Below are 16,268 nucleotides of genomic sequence, written 5' to 3'. Positions count from 1 at the left end.
ATACAACAGGGGCAACGATGCTGCTTGCCTTGTTGGTGACAGTGATTCTGGATTGCATACATCTCAAAAAACCTCGATACCCCGCCGATAGCGGGATGTCGAGGTTTTTTCATGCTCTTAATAAACTTACGTGATGTGGCCCCTAACTCTGTCCATCAACATCATATGTTCAAGTCATTAGTGAGCGTTTTTATACTCTGCAGCATGCATGCCAGCCGTGTACCCCGTAGAGAAGGCAGCGGTAATATTATAGCCTCCCGTGTAGCCGTGAATATCCAAAACTTCACCGCAAAAGAATAGTCCCGGCAGCAGCTTGGATTCCATTGTTTTGGGGTATATTTCCTTTAAGTGGATTCCCCCGCCAGTCACAAAGGCTTCTTTGAGAGAACGAGTTCCGTCTACGCGGAAGGTAAAATCTTTCATTAACCCCACTAATGCACTTAACATGCCTTTGGGGAAATGGTGAAATGTGAGGTCTTCGCTGATCTCTGCACGCTTCATCATCAATGGAATCATGCGCTCAGGAACCCATGTTTTGAGTATGTTTTTGACGGCCTTTCGGGATTCCTGCTCCAGCACCTGCTGAACCTGGGCTTCCAGAGCACCGGGGGACAGATCGGGGAACAGATCAATACTCATCGTGACCTGAGGGTTCCCAGATTTCATTTGCACCTTGCGAATGAACTGGCTGCAACGAAGCGCGATCGGTCCTGATACGCCGAAATGGGTGAAGATCATATCTCCGCGATGGGAGATAACCGATTTGCCTTTGGCATCTAGAACAGATAACCCGACATCCCGCAAGGACAAGCCTTGCAGTTCTTTGGATTGAATCCAGCTTTCGCCAGACACAATCGGCACTTCCGTCGGATACAGCTCTGTAATCGTATGTCCAGCCGCTTCAGCCCAAGGGTAGCCATCCCCGGTTGATCCGGTTTGAGGGACTGATTTACCCCCGGTAGCGATAATAACTGAGCGTGCAAGTACCGTTGTACCAGAAGCTAGCTTCACGCCCTGCACGTGTTGACCATTCTGAATTAATTCCTTAACCGGCTGTTTGGTGCGAATCTCTACCCCAAGGGAAACAATTTTGCCTACCAACGCATCAACGACCGTTTTGGCTTTATCGGTTACCGGGAACATTCTCCCGTTATCTTCCTCTTTCAGGGCAATACCGAGATTTTCAAAAAAACGCATGATTCCCTGATTGTCCAGATTCTGAAATGAACTATATAAAAAGCGTCCATTGCCCGGAATATGCCGGATTAGTTCATCCGTCTCCTTGGCATTGGTCACATTGCAGCGACCGCCGCCAGAGATCCCGAGTTTACGGCCGAGCTGATCTCCTTTATCCAGCAGAAGCACTGAGGCTCCATGCTCAGCAGCGGCAACACAGGCCATGAGGCCCGCAGATCCACCGCCAATTACAATGACATCATACATGCATTATTACCCTCTTTTTTCATTGATTTTGTCTGTTTTCCGAAAACCCTGTCTACTCCTGCCTGTTTATGAAACAATACAAATGTATTAGCAGTTCTATTATGCAGTCTTAAGGGATATATTGTAATATACTGTCGCCTATGTTTTAATCAGAAATACATGAGGGAATGTGCAGGCAGAGGAGGGAGATGGCATTGTGGTTGCGTTGAAGGACATTCTTTTACAAATACTGCTTGCAGGAGCTGCGGTATTCCTGATTCCATTATTGCACTTGGGGCTCTCCAAGCAAGCGGTCGCCAAGGCAGGATATCATAGGATGGTACAGACCAGTTTTGCCGCGACCAGTGTGGTGAGCATGTTGCTATGTCTGCTTTTTGCCCACTATGGGAGTCCGGTGTCAGTTCCCATCTCCTTGGGCATTGTGCCCCTGACGCTAGTCATATTGTATTGCAGGCCTCGCATTGGTCTAACGCTGTCTCTTCTCCAGATACTCTTCTATTTTCTCTTTGCGCATCCCTATAATCTGTACGGATTTCTACTTCAAACGGGCATCCTTCTCTATCCTATTGTATGGTTGTCAGCCAAACGATTCAAGCATTATACACGTTCACGCAAAATGGCAACAGTTATCGCCTTAATAACGGCAGAGCTGGTTGTGTCCAGTGTACTGTATATTCCATTGATGGAAAGCCAGCCAACATTCTCAATAGTACAGTGGGTATTGCTAGCCCTGGGATATACCATCGGTGCAGTTATTGCTGGAAGTCTTAGTATGCTCTGGATTGAACAGATGCAACATCACCGGGGGCTTGAGCAACATTTGTCTGAAGTTCATCATAGATACATAGCCGAAACGGAAAAGCTTAACCAAATTCTGAATGCCGTCCCTTTATCCATCGCAACCGTAGATAAGGAAGGGACCGTGCAGTTCGTCAATGATACGATGGAGCAAACGGCGCGGGATCAACTGCCTTGCACAACCACACCAGATTTGATTGGGCGACCAGCGAGTCAGTTTGTCGAACAAGCCCAGGCAGACAAGATGGAGAGCAGTATTCGTAAAGCCATTGTTCATGGAGAAGTGAGTGGGCTAACGGTGCGTTACGGTTCAAACGTGTTTCAATCCCGGACGGTTCCCATCTACGCGTATTCAGCAGAACTGCCAAGAGAGGCTATCGGAGCCATGTTGATCATTCAGGATATTACTGAGCTTGAAATGCTGCGGAGCGAGCTCGATAATGTGGATCGCCTCAGTCTTGTCGGCCAAATGGCCGCAAGTATTACCCATGAAGTACGGAATCCGATGGCGGTTGTGCGTGGTTTTCTTCAATTAATGCAGGAAAAGAGTCCAGAGTCCCTGGATCACTATTACCGGATCGTTCTGGAAGAGCTTGATCGGGCGAATAGCATTATTAATGATTTTCTGTCATTGGCTCAGAATCGAATTGCCGAGAAAGAAGAATCCCAGCTGCATGATATCATCCATGAACTAAGTCCTTTGTTATGGGCGGATGCAAATTTGCGAGGTCAGAGTATTGAATTTATGCTGGCTCACAATGTGCCGAAGCTGCATCTGAATTCAAAGGAAATCAAACAAGTGGTACTTAATCTGGCTCGTAACGGGATGGAAGCCATGAATGAAAAAGGGGTACTTACACTTGAGACCCGGTTGGTGGATGACACCGTGGAGCTGTGTGTGCGAGATACAGGCCCAGGAATACCTAGAGTGAAGCAGGAGAAGCTGTTCGAACCTTTTTTTACGACCAAGGCCAAAGGAACCGGACTGGGATTATCCATGTGTCTGAGTATTGTTGAACGGCATAACGGAACCATTACCGTCGAATCGGAGGAAGGGCAGGGTACAACTTTCAAGGTTGCATTTCAACGCTGAACTTTAAGCATGTTTTGCCAAGGAATGAGACATAATATTGAAGGAGAAGCCTTTCCGCAGGCGGTGTTTGAACCTTGCTTTCATTGATTAGGGATGTATAATAGGAATAGCACAAAAGCATTTAATTTTTTAAATAATAGAACTCACATGTTTAAGGAGTGAAACCGAATGTCTATGTCATTTGATCAATACATGAAAGATATGGTTCAACCGATGCGGGATGATCTGACTCGTTTGGGAATTCAGGAGTTGCGTACTCCAGAAGAAGTTGAAGCAAGTTTGCCGGATGCCAAAGGAACCGCTCTGGTTGTCATTAACTCGGTTTGCGGATGTGCCGCAGGTCAATGCCGTCCAGGTGTATCCCAAGCACTTCAACATGATATTACACCAGACCACCTGTACACAGTATTTGCTGGTCAGGACAAAGAAGCTACAGCAAAAGCACGTGAATACTTTGCACCGTATCCTCCATCTTCACCTTCCATCGCTCTGATGAAAGACGGAGAACTCGTTCACTTTATTGAGCGTCATCAAGTGGAAGATCGTTCTGCGGAGGAAATTGCGGCTGAACTCACAAGTGTGTTTGACCGTTACTGCCGTTAATTAGCTCAAGCAACGCCCCGCCTTTCGGATGACCGATGCCGGGGCGTTTCATTTTGAGCGAATAGGGTTATTGAACCATTCGGACCTTTCAAAATGGACATCAAATTTCATTAATTTAGAAACGGGGTGTGTGAACGATGAGTTTGCAACAACAGATCATCGCTGAATTGAAGGTTAAACCAAGCATTAATGAAGAAGAGGAAGTGCGCAAGCGCGTGGACTTTCTCAAAACCTATGTGAAAAATGCCAATTCCAAAGGGTTGCTTATTGCAATCAGCGGCGGGATTGACAGCGCTGTAGCTACGGCACTTTGCAAAAAAGCAACGGACGAGCTTACAGCTGAAGAGAATAAGGAATACAAAACGCTGGGTGTATTCCAGCCTTACGGTGAGCAATCGGACATTGACCATAGCTATGCTGTAGCAAAAGCCTACGACCTGAAGCACGTTGTGGAAACCAACATCGAAGATGCAGTGAACGAAATCGCACTCGAAGTGGAACAAGGTTTCAAATCCATGGGTAGCCCGCGTCATATGACTCATCAAGGCAAAGGGAATGTGAAAGCAAGAACCCGTATGGTGATGCAATATGCTCTGTCCTTTGAGGAAAACCTGTTGGTTGTCGGAACAGACCATGCTTCTGAAGCCATCACGGGCTTTTACACCAAGTGGGGTGACGGCGCCGTGGATATTACACCACTGAGCAGCCTGAACAAACGTCAAGTGCGTCAGCTGGCTGCGTATTTAAACGTGCCACAGGCCATTTTGGACAAGGCTCCATCAGCGGGACTCTGGGAAGGCCAGACTGATGAAGATGAACTGGGCATTTCGTATGAAGCGAACAGTGACTATCTGGAAGGCAAACAGATTGATCCGGCTGCACAGGAGCGTCTTGAAGCATTCTACACACGTACCCATCACAAACGTAATGCCATTCCTGGCATCTAATATGGATTGTAAGCATGCCATGATCTGATATGGGCTATGCAAGCATCTGAACAGCAAAGAGTCACTGCATAAGGCAGCGACTCTTTTTGTTATGCAAGATTAGTTCATCCAATTTGCGATCTGGCGAAGTGTTTCGGCGATCGCCTGCTCAAGCTGCGTCGTCGATTCCTTGAATGGATGCACAGTATTAAAAGTATGATTTCCGCCGGGAATCTGGTGCCACGGGATATCCGGGCGAGCCTGAACCAGTGCGGCCGAGCCGTCACGCAGCCGTGTGCCGTCCTCTGTTCCCTGAATAAGTGCCACACGCAGAGGGGAAGAAGCCAAACGATCAATGATGGCGTAACGCTCCTTATGCGCGTCCAAGTCTTCCAGAATGGACACGTCCAGAGGCATCTGCTGGCCAGTTCGCCCGTTCGTAACATGGCTGCGGCCATGTGTGCGCATTTCTTCTTTTTGCTCAGGGGTAAAGAGATCCAAGTTGGTTACGCCGTTCCATGAGAGTACGCCTGCAATCTGTTCGGGATGATCCAGTGCGTACACGAGGCTTACGCCAGCACCGCGGCTATGTCCAATTAGAAATACCGGTAGTTCGTTAAGTTCTGGCTGTGTGGATACATAATCAAGCAGTGTTGCCAAGTCAGCAAGCTCCCGGCTGTACGTATTGACTGCAAACTTTTCAAGTTCAGAAAATTGCTCCAGATCTTCTCCAACACCGTTGTGAGAGAAATTGAAGGTCAGGACGTGATAGTTCTCGCTTAGCTGGGATGCAGTGTAGGGGAACATGCCCCAGTCTTTGAAGCCTTTGTAACCGTGAGCCAGGATAATGATTCCTTGAGCGGGTTGCCGTGCAGTGAATATATTTCCGCGAATGACGTCATCTTCGCCAACAGGCAGTTCAAATGCTGTGGACATATCTTATTCCTCCTAAAGTTTCATCTATTGCTGATTCATATTTTAACATAAATGGTAATGTGGACGAAGGTACTCGCATCCATGCGCGCCTCCTGCTACAATAGAATACGTGTTCGGATAAGTTACGGATCAGATGACCGAATGGAGATCGTTTACAGCATAAAAGGTTAAGCGGGTGAAGCGTTAATGATATATGGCATTGGAAATGACGTACTGGAGATTGGGCGTATGCGCAGGCTGTTGTCAGGTCAACACGCCGAAGCGTTTATGAAGCGGATTTTAACGCATGCAGAGCAGGAGATTGCGGAGCATCGGGGAAAACGGATGGTGGAGTTTGTATCTGGTCGATTTGCAGCGAAGGAAGCTGTGTCCAAGGCATTTGGCTGCGGCATTGGAAGCATGATGAGTTTTACCGACATTGAAGTGCTGCCTGATGCGAAAGGACGTCCCGTTGCCACACTGTCTGATGAAGCGTGGGAACGACTGCAACTGCCATACGGCAAGCAGTATGATATTCACTTGAGTATTACGCACCAGACGGAGCTGGCTGCGGCCTTTGCTATTGTAGAGCAGATGGGGAAGACATTGCCTGAATCTGAACAGTAACAATGTGGGATAACGTGTGAAGAACGTAAGCATGGTAACAGGAGAGGACGGGAATATGGGTTTATTGGAACAGAAACGACATTTCAGCGTGAATTTGCTGGATTGGTATATGGTCAACAGACGGGATTTGCCGTGGCGTCGCCACAACAATCCTTATTTCACGTGGGTATCGGAAATTATGCTGCAACAGACTCGGGTGGATACGGTGATCCCGTATTTCAACCGTTTTATTGGGAATTTTCCGACTGTACAGGCTTTGGCTGAAGCACCGGAAGAAGAGGTCTTGAAAAATTGGGAGGGGCTCGGATATTATTCGCGTGCCCGCAATCTTCAAGCAGCTGCCAGACAAGTCATGGAGCTGCACGGTGGGGAGATGCCACAGGACAAGCAGGCAGTATTTGCGTTAAAAGGGGTGGGCCCGTATACAGCCGGGGCCATCCTAAGCATTGCCTTCAACCAGCCGCAGCCAGCGGTGGATGGCAATGTGATGCGGGTCCTGTCCCGATACTTCCTCATTGATGAGGACATTATGAAGGGCAGCACCCGGGTGTTGATGGAAGAGCTCGCGGGAGAGCTCATTCCAGAAGGGCGTGCGCGTGATTTCAATCAGGCGCTGATGGAACTTGGCGCGCTGGTGTGCACGCCCAAAGCGCCGCACTGCCTGACTTGCCCGGTCATGGAGCAATGTTCCGGCCGCATCGCCGGACGTGAGCTCGCGCTGCCGGTCAAGACTAAGGCGAAGCCGCCGCGCCCTGAGCAGCGGCTGGTCGCCATTGTAGAGGGCCGCGGTGCTCATCGCGGCCGTGTGCTTGTGCGCCAGCGCCCAGCGACGGGCCTATTGGCCCGCATGTGGGAGCTGCCGCATGTGCTGGCGGCGCCCGCTGCAGCCGGCAAGGCGGCGGGGCCGCTGGCAGATGAGCCGGCCATGGCTTTGCTGGCCGGCAGTCTGTGGGCGGAAGGCTTCGCTGCCCGCCCGGAAGGGCTGGCTACCCATGCGGAGCATGTGTTCAGCCACATCGTCTGGAGCCTGCAGGTGTACAAGTGCACCGAGCAGGACCAGAGTAACGAGCTTCCGCTGATCGCCGCGGAAGCCAGAGCCGCCTACGACGCACAGGCGGCAACAAGGGAGGGCACAGCCGCATCATCAGCTGTGTCACCTGAGTCAGCCACATCGCCATCGGAGCCGGGCACTCCTCATGCACAGAACATCTCAACATCGCTTAACGATGGAGAGCTGCTCGCACCATCTGACGTTAGTGACCAGGCGCTGAGCACACTGACAGGTAAGGGTGATGGCCTGACCTATCGCTGGATTGGTCCAGAAGATATGGACAAAATGGCATTTCCGAATATATTCCTGAAGCTGATCAGCAGTTATTTTGCAGGGGCATATGACGATGTTAATGAATAGTGAAACTACTCCATACTAACCGTCTTTGAATGAGGATACTTGCTCTAAGGACTAAGGATTCTTAACTTAAAGCTCGTAGCCGTAGAAGGATTACTCATAACCAAGTGCAGCAAGCAAAAGCAAATAAAAAAAAGCCTGATTCGGTCGTGTTGACCAAATCAGGCTCTTCTATTATGCCAGCAGTCTTATTTCGCTGCAGCGTAACGTTTGTTTACTTCGTCCCAGTTGATTACATTCCAGAAAGCACCGATGTAGTCAGGGCGTTTGTTTTGATATTTCAGGTAGTAAGCGTGCTCCCATACATCCAGACCCAGAACCGGAGTCAGACCTTCGAAGAGAGGGCTGTCTTGGTTAGGTGTGCTAGTGATGGACAATTTGCCATCTTTACCAACTACGAGCCAAGCCCAACCGGAACCGAAACGAGTTGTAGCTGCTTTTGCAAAATCTTCTTTGAATTTGTCAAAGCCACCCAGTTCGCTATCGATTGCTGCTGCGATGTCTCCAGTAGGAGCGCCGCCGCCGTTAGGTCCGATGATTTCCCAGAACAGGCTGTGGTTAGCATGTCCACCACCATTGTTGCGAACGGCTGTGCGGATACCTTCAGGTACGCTGTCAAGGTTAGCAATCAGATCTTCCAAGCTTTTACCTTGCAGTTCAGGAGCGCTTTCCAGAGCTGCGTTCAAGTTCGTTACGTAAGTATTGTGATGGCGATCGTGGTGAATTTCCATCGTTTGCGCATCAATATGTGGTTCCAGTGCGTCGTTAGCGTAAGGAAGTGCTGGTAATTGAAAAGTCATAGTGAAATACCTCCTGAGATTTTTGAATTTTTGTTAAGGTCAGCATTTTGCATAATTCAATTCGAATCGCTTCCGGGACAAGTTCTAGACGAATAGGATCACTTCGATCTATATCTTGCTGAGTGAAAGTCGCTCACAGGATTTATGCAAATTGCCACAGGTACCTATGTAATAATACCCTTGTCACTAATATTAAACCGCATTCGGGCTAATTAAGCAACATTTTTGTTTATTAAGTCCCCCCAGATGTTAATCCATTCATGGGTCAGAGATAACAAACATATTTTACCCATTATGAAACTATTTATGTGATTTTAGGTGTTTAAATAGAGGAAAAGTTTAATATTCGGATGTAAACGGTTACAATTAAGCGCTTTCAAAAGAAAATGCGTGTTTTATGGCGTAAAGTATGGTTTAATTGACGAAGAAGCGGTATTTTCTCGTTTTTTGTCATTATATGAACATTGGGTTTTTGGTAAAAAGGGGAGCCCCTTTTTGTAAAACCTCATCTAAGCTAACGAAAAGGGAGATTTAAGACATGCACGTTCGTTCCTTTCAGTTGAGTGATGCAAGCCAGATGACAGAGCTTCTCCAGGTTGCACTATCGGAAGAGTGTTATGAGAACACGATGGGCCCGTTTGCCCGTCAATTGTCATGGGATTCTGACCTGATCATGGTTGCGGAAGAAGAGGGAGACCTCGTCGGCGCTTTGATCGGTACGATTGACCACAACCAGGGATGCATCTATCGTATTGCGGTCCATCCAGACTATCGTCGCCGCGGAGTCGGCAAAAAACTTGTCGAGGCCATGGAACAAAGGTTCCAGCAGCGTAAAGTCAGTCAAATATGGGTGGCGGGTGATGAGCACAACAAAGTGGCCATGCCTCTTTATGAAGCAATGGGTTACGGTGCCAATCAGATTATGAGCGCTTTCCAGAAACTTAGTATTTTGTCCAAAGCTTAGTTTGCATGGTTAAAAAGAAATATAAACAGATTTTCATTTTATATTAGGCGTATCTTTCAGCGTGTAACAACGTGAGGGATATGCCTTTCTATTTATATGGGTGCTATTCACCGATTATTCCCCTTTTTTCGCCACTTCTGAACGCCATTCCATTTAACTTAATCCCTGGTTTAACTGTTTTAATCTCGTTGTTATTCACCCTTCAAGTTGTGTTGGTGCTCATAACCAATTGTTTCACCCTTGCAAATGAAGTAGAATTAAAAGGATTATGATCACTCGATTTTGGTAATATCAGAACATATAAACGTGGAACGCCAGCTTCCTGATATTTTTAAGAAAAACGTTCATTATATGCGATCTGTCTGCCTTGAAAGTACGTCGATCGATGTTTTTCTTTATAAAATTGATAAACGAGGTGTCTCTTTGAACTCCAACAATCTTTCAACGGAGCATGTGGCTTCCAAGGAACGAAATGGTCCGGGAGTGCCTGATCAACCGGGGAAATCCTGGGGTGCAGAGCTTTGGGACTGGGTGAAAACGATAGTGATTGCTTTTGTAATCATGATGCTGTTGAACCTGTTTGTATTCAATCTTTCGATGGTCAAAGGTCAATCGATGCAGCCCACGCTGGTTGAGCGGGACCGTTTGTTTGTGAATAAAATTGTATACGATTTTGGGACACCGTCCCGATCGGATGTTATTGTACTTCGTGATCCAAGCGAAGGTGTGGAGAAAAAAGATTTTCTGGTCAAACGGATTGTCGGACTTCCCGGTGATACGGTTGAAGTACGGGATCATCATCTGTTCGTGAATGGGGAACAGCAAGCGGAAACGTACACGGATACGGAGGTTCAGGACCCTGATTTTGGACCGATTACGCTGGAAGCGGATCATTACTTTGTGATGGGAGATAACCGTCATGAAGGCAAGAGCAAGGATAGCCGTGTGTTTGGCAGCATTACATCCAGTGAAATTGTAGGCAGGGCGGAGTTTATTTTTTGGCCGTTCTCGGAAATTAAAAAACTGTAAAATGTTAGCAGGACAAGGACAACAACTTCACGCTACATTTTGCGTTAAACGATATAGACTCGGTTTCTTTCTAGCTCCGGTATGTCCGACTTGTATATCGAAATCAGCGCCTGTCCTCCCACCTGAGGCGGGCGTTCACTATTTACGGAATTAGCGTGGAAGAAGAGAGGGAATAGATATGACGAGTGTACAGACCGGAGCAGCAAAGGCAGCAGCTGTATGGGAGAAGTTAAAACAAGAGATTAAGGCAGCTGCTCCCGAGATGGGTATTGATGATATAGGATTCGCTTCGGCAGAACCATTCGTGACCTTGAAGTCCATTCTGGAGCAACATCGGGCGAAAGGATTCGAGTCCGGATTTGAGGAGCCTGATATTGAGAAAAGGGTGCGTCCCGAACTAAAAGATGGAGAGCCTGCTTCGCTCATTGCTATTGCTGTTGCTTATCCATCGAAGATGGTCAATCCGCCGAAGTCGGAGCCGGGTGCATACCGCGGTATTCTGGCTCGTTCCGCCTGGGGGCAGGATTATCACCAAGTCCTGCGTGCAGCGATGGACAAGCTGGTTAACTTTATACGTGAGCGCGTACCTGAAGCCATGATTGAAAGTATGGTAGATACGGGGGCGTTGGTGGACCGTGCTGTTTCCCAACGTGCGGGGATAGGATTCAGTGCCAAGAACTGTGCCATTATATCGCCCAAATTCGGTTCATGGATCTTTCTCGGCGAACTGGTCACGAATATTCCGTTTCAGCCAGATAACCCGGTGACCGAGGATTGTGGTGAATGTACGAAGTGTATTGATGCCTGTCCAACAGGAGCATTGGTGGGACCGGGACAACTGAATGCACAGCGCTGCATTTCGTTTGTGACCCAGACGAAAGGCTTCGTGGATGAAGAGTTTATGCTGAAAATTGGCAACCGTCTGTACGGTTGTGATACCTGTCAGATTGTCTGTCCGAAGAATCGGGGTAAAAACTGGGACCACCATCCCGAGTTTCATCCTGATCCGGAGATTGTAAAACCTTTGCTGATACCGCTGCTTGACATCGGTAACCGTGAATTCAAAGAGCGCTTTGGCCAAAGTTCCGCCGCTTGGCGGGGCAAGAAGCCAATCCAGCGCAACGCCGTAATTGCCCTCGGCAATTTCAAAGACAAAACCGCTGTACCGAAACTAACGGAGGTACTGAAGCGTGATCCGCGTCCCGAGCTGCGGGGAACTGCAGCTTGGGCGCTGAGCAGAATTGGAGGAGAAGACGCAATGAGAGCCATTGGGGAAGCTGCCGCTAACGAACAAGATGGGAACGTGCTAAGCATGCTGCAGAAGGCCAAGGAACGACTGAGTTCGTCCGAGACCTTACCCGATAAGCCTCAGGCAGAGCCAAAGAGCAACGATAAGCCTGAGGATCAGAAGGAACAGAATAAGACACCCGAACAGGAAAGCGAGCAGACGATAGAGCCTGCCAAACCAGAAGCTGCAGCATGGAAACCATCAGCCGTAACAGGCCTGCATGGTACGCCAGTATATTACGATGAAGTGCTGACGCCGATCGGTACACTAACGCTTTGTGCCACGGATAAGGGCCTGTGTCACATTGATTTCGGTGCATTCCATGTGCGCGAGGCGCATCTGCAACAATGGGCCCGTACATGGATTGGCGAATATCGATATGAGAAAAATGAAGAGAAGCTGAGTGAAGCTGCACAGCAGTTGAAGCAGTATTTTGCAGGAGAACGAAAAGCGTTTGAACTGAAGCTCGATTTGTTTGGAACACCATTCCAGCTACAAGTATGGCAAGTCCTGTCCGATATATCTTATGGAGAGGCCTCAACACACCAACAGGTTGCGGAAATCATCGGTAGGCCCAAAGCTGTTCGAGCAGTTCTGGATGCCATTAGTAAAAATCCGATTCCGATTATTATTCCCTGTCACCGCATCAGCGGTAAAGACGGAACCCTGGTGGGTTATGTAGGCGGGCTGCAAACCAAAGAGCAATTGCTCACATTGGAGCAGCAATCGTAAGAGCGGGGGACGTTCATGAAGTATGTTAACGTGGAGAGCGTGGAAGCGGGAGAGTTTCTGGGCAAAACAGTATATTCCGGTAACGGTACGGTATTGCTGTCTGCCGGAGTCCAACTCACCGTATTTATGGTTAATACGCTGAAGCGTATTGGCGTGACCATGCTATACATCCAGGATGAAGCTTATAAAGATGTGGATACAGAAGACATTCTGGATGAAGCCACGAAAAAAGCAGTTATTAATGAAATGAGTGTAACTCTTGAATCTATCCGTTCCGGGAAGGACTGGAGCCCGAAGAAGGTCGCCATCAGCATCGATAAATTGTTGAACGATGTTCTGAATGGGCGTGAACTGCTTGTCCAGCTCACAGATATTCGGACCAAAGATAACGCACAGTATGTTCACGCCATGAATGTATGTTTGCTGTCTTCTGTCATTGGTCTGAATCTGGGGCTTAACTATGTGCAGCTCAAGGATCTAGCCGTCGGAGCTCTATTGCATGACATCGGTAAAGTGGGGGAGCCACCCGGCAGCGGTTCAGCAGCGAATTCCTCCCTTCATCACACGTGGAGAGGGTTCGAGTTGATCAAGTCCAAACGGGAGTTCAATCTGCTTGTGGCACATACAGCTCTGCAGCATCATGAGCATGTGGATGGAACGGGACAGCCGAGAGGTATCAAGGGAAAAGACATTCATCTGTTCGCCAGAATCGTCAGTGCAGCTAACACGTATGATAATCTGATCAATGGCCTTTCGGGTCGAAGGTTGCTGCCGCATGAAGCCTGTGAAGAGATGATGGCGATGTCTGGCACGAAGCTGGATCGTGACATTTTGATAGAATTCAACCGGAGTGTATCCGTTTATCCGAATGGAACAGCAGTTCGATTGTCTACCAGAGAGACCGGAGTCATTGTGCGTCAGCACCGGGGTTTGCCCGGTAGGCCGGTCATTCGGGTGGCACGTGGCAGTACACGTTATGATCTGGATGTGATTGAAGTGGATCTGGCTCAGCATACAACCGTTTTCATAGAGGCGGTACTGATGTAACTTATACGGATGTTCCTGAGAGATTTATTGAATGTTTTCGATCTGTTTTCTGGATGTTAAATTCAGCAGATAGCTGGAAAATCCGTTTGCTCAAGGCGTGCGGAAATGCTATGATAACTTTCAGGAAATCCGGTGCGTGTCATGTTTGCATTGTGAGCGTATAACATCATGTGCTGACACGGATCATCAGGCTTTTTAGATTGCATACAGAGGTGTCTAAGAGATGGCAATAGCAATACCGATTATTACATTGATTGTTGGTCTGGTCGGAGGGTTTTTCATTGGGGTATACTACTTGCGGAAGCAGCTTGAGAAAATGCAAAGCGATCCCGACATGCTCCAGAAGATGGCGAAGCAAATGGGTTATAACCTGAATGGCAAGCAGATGCAGCGCGCCCAGCAGATGATGAAGAACCAGCAGCCTGGCACTAAGATGCCTCAGCCGCAACAACATCCTGCGCGTAAAAACTCGGGCCGCCGAAAATAATAGCTGTGAGTGAGCATTTTGCTTAATGCTGGAGTGAATGGCTACTTACAGCATGTGGTTCGAAAGGAGGCGTTCGGCAGTGGCTGGCGTTAAAGATTATTTGAATTCAAAAGTATCCGACAATCGGGAGAAGATCGAGTATCACATTGAGCAGATCTTGCAATTGATCGGTGAGGATAGTACGCGGGAAGGGCTGCTTGAAACGCCTGCACGCGTAACCCGGATGTATGAAGAGATTTTTGGCGGGTATGAAGTGGATCCGCGCGATGTGCTTGGTGTGACGTTTGACGAGAATCATGAAGAACTGGTCATTGTGAAGGACATTGTCTATTACAGCCAATGTGAACACCATATGGCGCCTTTCTTCGGCAAGGTGCACATTGGATATGTACCGAGTGGCAAGATTGTGGGATTGAGCAAAATGGCCCGTCTGGTGGAGGCAGTTACCCGCCGCCTGCAGGTTCAAGAGCGCATTACCTCACAGATTGCCGATATTCTGACTGAAGCAGTAGAGCCGAACGGTGTCATGGTTGTCGTGGAAGGCGAGCACTTGTGCATGTGTTCCCGCGGCGTGAAGAAGCCGGGCAGCAAGACGGTAACGTCTGCGGTACGTGGTTCTTTCCGTGACAATCCGGCACAGCGTGCCGAGTTCCTGTCGCTGATGAAAGATTAAGATCGGCTCATTCCACTCGTTGGACAAGCCAGAAGCATTGGATCCTTTGGCACCATCATGTTGTTTCCATTCGGCAAATTGCCGGATCTGAAATGGCAGAATAGATGCTTGTGCCTATGGAAGCATTCATAAATAAGCCGTGTTCCTTGGGGAACCGGCTTATTTATATATTACTTTTGCATTCACACAAGGGGATACATAAGGATCACGCAATTAATTCAATTAAAATTCATCCAGATTAGTTTAGTCGGAGGCTATCTTATATGAATGTACCGTCCAATTCAGATCAACCCGGATCGCCGGGAACAGAGCAGCAGATGCAGCTGGATAAATCATTGCGTCTACAGATTTGGGAGACACCGCTGCTGCGGCGCGGGAGCAGTGTGCTTGAAGCATTTGCTTGGGAAGAAGTCATGTGCCGCCGGGTGGGAGAAGGTCAGCTGCCCGTTGCTCATATTTGGCGTCATCCAGATGCCTTTGTAGCGGGGCTGCGGGATCGGAGGCTGCCTATGGCGGTAGAAGCGATGGGACGCATTAGAAGCCAAGGAACGGCGGTCTGCGTTCGTCCATCCGGTGGTGCAGCAGTTCCCCTGAATTCAGGGGTGGTTAACGTATCTTTGATTTTGCCGAACCCGGGACGTGCTATCAACATTCATGATGATTTCAGGGAGATGGCCTCACTGATCGCTGAATCGTTAACACCATGGTCGAATCAGGCACGCACGGGGGAGATCGAAGGCGCCTTCTGTCCTGGCGATTATGATGTCAGTGTGGGTGGACTGAAATTCTGTGGTATTGCCCAGCGCAGACAGGCCAAGGCTTATATCATTACGGCCTTTATCATCGTGGAAGGACTAGGGGACCAAATGGCAGCAGACGTGCGTAAGTTCTATCAGGACGCAGCAGACGGTGCCAGCGAAGGGTACCCGGATGTTCGGCCCGGAACGATGGCGAGTTTGCAGGAACTGGCAGGAGTCCCTTCTTCGGCGGCGTATACAGCCTCGCTGGTACGTACACTGCGTCAGCGCTTTCCCCAAGCGGAGACGAGCCGTGTGTTGACTGTGGATCGGGAAGCCGTCATACGGACGGCTGAGCAGATGAAACTGCGTTACGATTAGGTTCAGAAGCTTGGACTTGGAATTGGGTAATAGAGATGATATGATGTGATTTCGGAAGGAGAGTGTCTACATGGAAACTTTAAGATATACGTACTTATATGAGGTCATTTCAACAGGCGAAAAGTCTGAATTTAGCCAAATGGCTACAAGCAAGGAAGAAGCAGCTGCCCTAATCGTTGCGCGTATCGCTGATCTTGAATTTACAGGTGAAGAAGATATCAAGCTGGGCGATCTGATCGCCATTAGCAAACAGGTTGGCGACAACTATGTTGCCTGTGAGGGTTGTGCGTCTTAAGGTAAACGCTCTGCACAGTGAT

The 16,268-nt window shown here is 48.5% G+C and carries 16 protein-coding genes; 13 read left to right on the top strand and 3 right to left on the bottom strand.

Going from position 1 to position 16,268, the window contains the following annotated elements; translation table 11 throughout:
• Positions 1-177 precede the first annotated feature (177 nt).
• On the bottom strand, positions 178-1,443 hold the full coding sequence (locus tag BLS14_RS21890) for a BaiN/RdsA family NAD(P)/FAD-dependent oxidoreductase (RefSeq protein ID WP_079695747.1): 1,266 nt from the start codon (positions 1,441-1,443) through the stop codon (positions 178-180).
• A 196-nt stretch (positions 1,444-1,639) separates the two neighbouring features.
• Between BLS14_RS21890 and BLS14_RS21885 the strand changes: the two genes are divergently transcribed.
• The 3 genes from BLS14_RS21885 (at position 1,640) to nadE (ending at position 4,884) form a co-directional block, all read left to right on the top strand.
• Complete coding sequence (locus tag BLS14_RS21885) at positions 1,640-3,334, top strand: two-component system sensor histidine kinase NtrB (RefSeq protein WP_143021574.1); 1,695 nt, start codon at positions 1,640-1,642, stop codon at positions 3,332-3,334.
• A gap of 168 nt (positions 3,335-3,502) precedes the next feature.
• Positions 3,503-3,937 carry a BrxA/BrxB family bacilliredoxin gene (locus BLS14_RS21880; protein ID WP_053779648.1) on the top strand — a complete coding sequence of 145 codons (435 nt, stop codon included), beginning with the start codon at positions 3,503-3,505 and terminating at the stop codon, positions 3,935-3,937.
• A gap of 137 nt (positions 3,938-4,074) precedes the next feature.
• Positions 4,075-4,884 (top strand): ammonia-dependent NAD(+) synthetase, encoded by an 810-nt coding sequence (gene nadE, locus BLS14_RS21875; RefSeq protein ID WP_063567821.1) that lies wholly within the window; start codon positions 4,075-4,077, stop codon positions 4,882-4,884.
• A gap of 99 nt (positions 4,885-4,983) precedes the next feature.
• Here nadE and BLS14_RS21870 read toward each other — a convergent pair whose 3' ends face one another.
• Positions 4,984-5,799, bottom strand: a complete 816-nt coding sequence (locus BLS14_RS21870; protein WP_090953945.1) for an alpha/beta hydrolase family protein — start codon at positions 5,797-5,799, stop codon at positions 4,984-4,986.
• A 186-nt stretch (positions 5,800-5,985) separates the two neighbouring features.
• On the opposite strand from BLS14_RS21870, the gene acpS reads away from it, so the two are divergent.
• Positions 5,986-6,405, top strand: coding sequence for a holo-ACP synthase (acpS, locus tag BLS14_RS21865; RefSeq protein WP_090810330.1), 420 nt, complete (start codon positions 5,986-5,988; stop codon positions 6,403-6,405).
• 55 nt (positions 6,406-6,460) lie between these two features.
• Entirely contained in the window at positions 6,461-7,816 is a 1,356-nt protein-coding gene (gene mutY / locus BLS14_RS21860) for an A/G-specific adenine glycosylase (RefSeq protein ID WP_090953943.1), read from the top strand.
• Positions 7,817-8,001: 185 nt separating this feature from the next.
• Here mutY and BLS14_RS21855 read toward each other — a convergent pair whose 3' ends face one another.
• Entirely contained in the window at positions 8,002-8,613 is a 612-nt protein-coding gene (locus BLS14_RS21855) for a superoxide dismutase (protein ID WP_024632995.1), read from the bottom strand.
• Positions 8,614-9,151: 538 nt separating this feature from the next.
• Here BLS14_RS21855 and BLS14_RS21850 point away from each other — a divergent pair.
• From BLS14_RS21850 to BLS14_RS21815, 8 genes are all read left to right on the top strand, one after another.
• A complete protein-coding gene (locus tag BLS14_RS21850) occupies positions 9,152-9,577 on the top strand; it encodes a GNAT family N-acetyltransferase (RefSeq protein WP_024632996.1) in 426 nt (141 codons plus the stop codon).
• A 423-nt stretch (positions 9,578-10,000) separates the two neighbouring features.
• A complete protein-coding gene (lepB, locus tag BLS14_RS21845; protein WP_024632997.1) occupies positions 10,001-10,606 on the top strand; it encodes a signal peptidase I in 606 nt (201 codons plus the stop codon).
• 178 nt (positions 10,607-10,784) lie between these two features.
• Positions 10,785-12,626: a tRNA epoxyqueuosine(34) reductase QueG gene (gene queG, locus BLS14_RS21840; RefSeq protein WP_064642404.1), complete on the top strand. Its 1,842-nt coding sequence runs from the start codon at positions 10,785-10,787 to the stop codon at positions 12,624-12,626.
• A 15-nt stretch (positions 12,627-12,641) separates the two neighbouring features.
• Positions 12,642-13,673: an HD-GYP domain-containing protein gene (locus tag BLS14_RS21835; protein ID WP_063568445.1), complete on the top strand. Its 1,032-nt coding sequence runs from the start codon at positions 12,642-12,644 to the stop codon at positions 13,671-13,673.
• A gap of 223 nt (positions 13,674-13,896) precedes the next feature.
• A complete protein-coding gene (locus BLS14_RS21830; protein ID WP_063568444.1) occupies positions 13,897-14,160 on the top strand; it encodes a YneF family protein in 264 nt (87 codons plus the stop codon).
• Positions 14,161-14,239: 79 nt separating this feature from the next.
• Positions 14,240-14,833 carry a GTP cyclohydrolase I FolE gene (folE, locus tag BLS14_RS21825; protein ID WP_063568443.1) on the top strand — a complete coding sequence of 198 codons (594 nt, stop codon included), beginning with the start codon at positions 14,240-14,242 and terminating at the stop codon, positions 14,831-14,833.
• Between the two features lie 263 nt (positions 14,834-15,096).
• Complete coding sequence (locus tag BLS14_RS21820; protein ID WP_090953941.1) at positions 15,097-15,951, top strand: lipoate--protein ligase family protein; 855 nt, start codon at positions 15,097-15,099, stop codon at positions 15,949-15,951.
• Positions 15,952-16,021: 70 nt separating this feature from the next.
• A complete protein-coding gene (locus BLS14_RS21815) occupies positions 16,022-16,246 on the top strand; it encodes a hypothetical protein (protein ID WP_053779639.1) in 225 nt (74 codons plus the stop codon).
• Positions 16,247-16,268: the final 22 nt, after the last annotated feature.

The organism is Paenibacillus sp. OK060 (assembly GCF_900101205.1).
Classification (GTDB): Bacteria; Bacillota; Bacilli; order Paenibacillales; family Paenibacillaceae; genus Paenibacillus; species Paenibacillus marchantiae.
This window is presented reverse-complemented; position numbering and strand designations above follow the sequence as displayed.

Coding starts and splice junctions, on each gene's coding strand:
- BLS14_RS21890 (WP_079695747.1), bottom strand. CDS start 1,443: ATGTATGATGTCATTGTAATTGGCGGTGGATCTGCGGGCCTCATGGCC.
- BLS14_RS21880 (WP_053779648.1), top strand. CDS start 3,503: ATGTCTATGTCATTTGATCAATACATGAAAGATATGGTTCAACCGATG.
- nadE (WP_063567821.1), top strand. CDS start 4,075: ATGAGTTTGCAACAACAGATCATCGCTGAATTGAAGGTTAAACCAAGC.
- BLS14_RS21870 (WP_090953945.1), bottom strand. CDS start 5,799: ATGTCCACAGCATTTGAACTGCCTGTTGGCGAAGATGACGTCATTCGC.
- acpS (WP_090810330.1), top strand. CDS start 5,986: ATGATATATGGCATTGGAAATGACGTACTGGAGATTGGGCGTATGCGC.
- mutY (WP_090953943.1), top strand. CDS start 6,461: ATGGGTTTATTGGAACAGAAACGACATTTCAGCGTGAATTTGCTGGAT.
- BLS14_RS21855 (WP_024632995.1), bottom strand. CDS start 8,613: ATGACTTTTCAATTACCAGCACTTCCTTACGCTAACGACGCACTGGAA.
- BLS14_RS21850 (WP_024632996.1), top strand. CDS start 9,152: ATGCACGTTCGTTCCTTTCAGTTGAGTGATGCAAGCCAGATGACAGAG.
- queG (WP_064642404.1), top strand. CDS start 10,785: ATGACGAGTGTACAGACCGGAGCAGCAAAGGCAGCAGCTGTATGGGAG.
- BLS14_RS21835 (WP_063568445.1), top strand. CDS start 12,642: ATGAAGTATGTTAACGTGGAGAGCGTGGAAGCGGGAGAGTTTCTGGGC.
- BLS14_RS21830 (WP_063568444.1), top strand. CDS start 13,897: ATGGCAATAGCAATACCGATTATTACATTGATTGTTGGTCTGGTCGGA.
- BLS14_RS21820 (WP_090953941.1), top strand. CDS start 15,097: ATGAATGTACCGTCCAATTCAGATCAACCCGGATCGCCGGGAACAGAG.
- BLS14_RS21815 (WP_053779639.1), top strand. CDS start 16,022: ATGGAAACTTTAAGATATACGTACTTATATGAGGTCATTTCAACAGGC.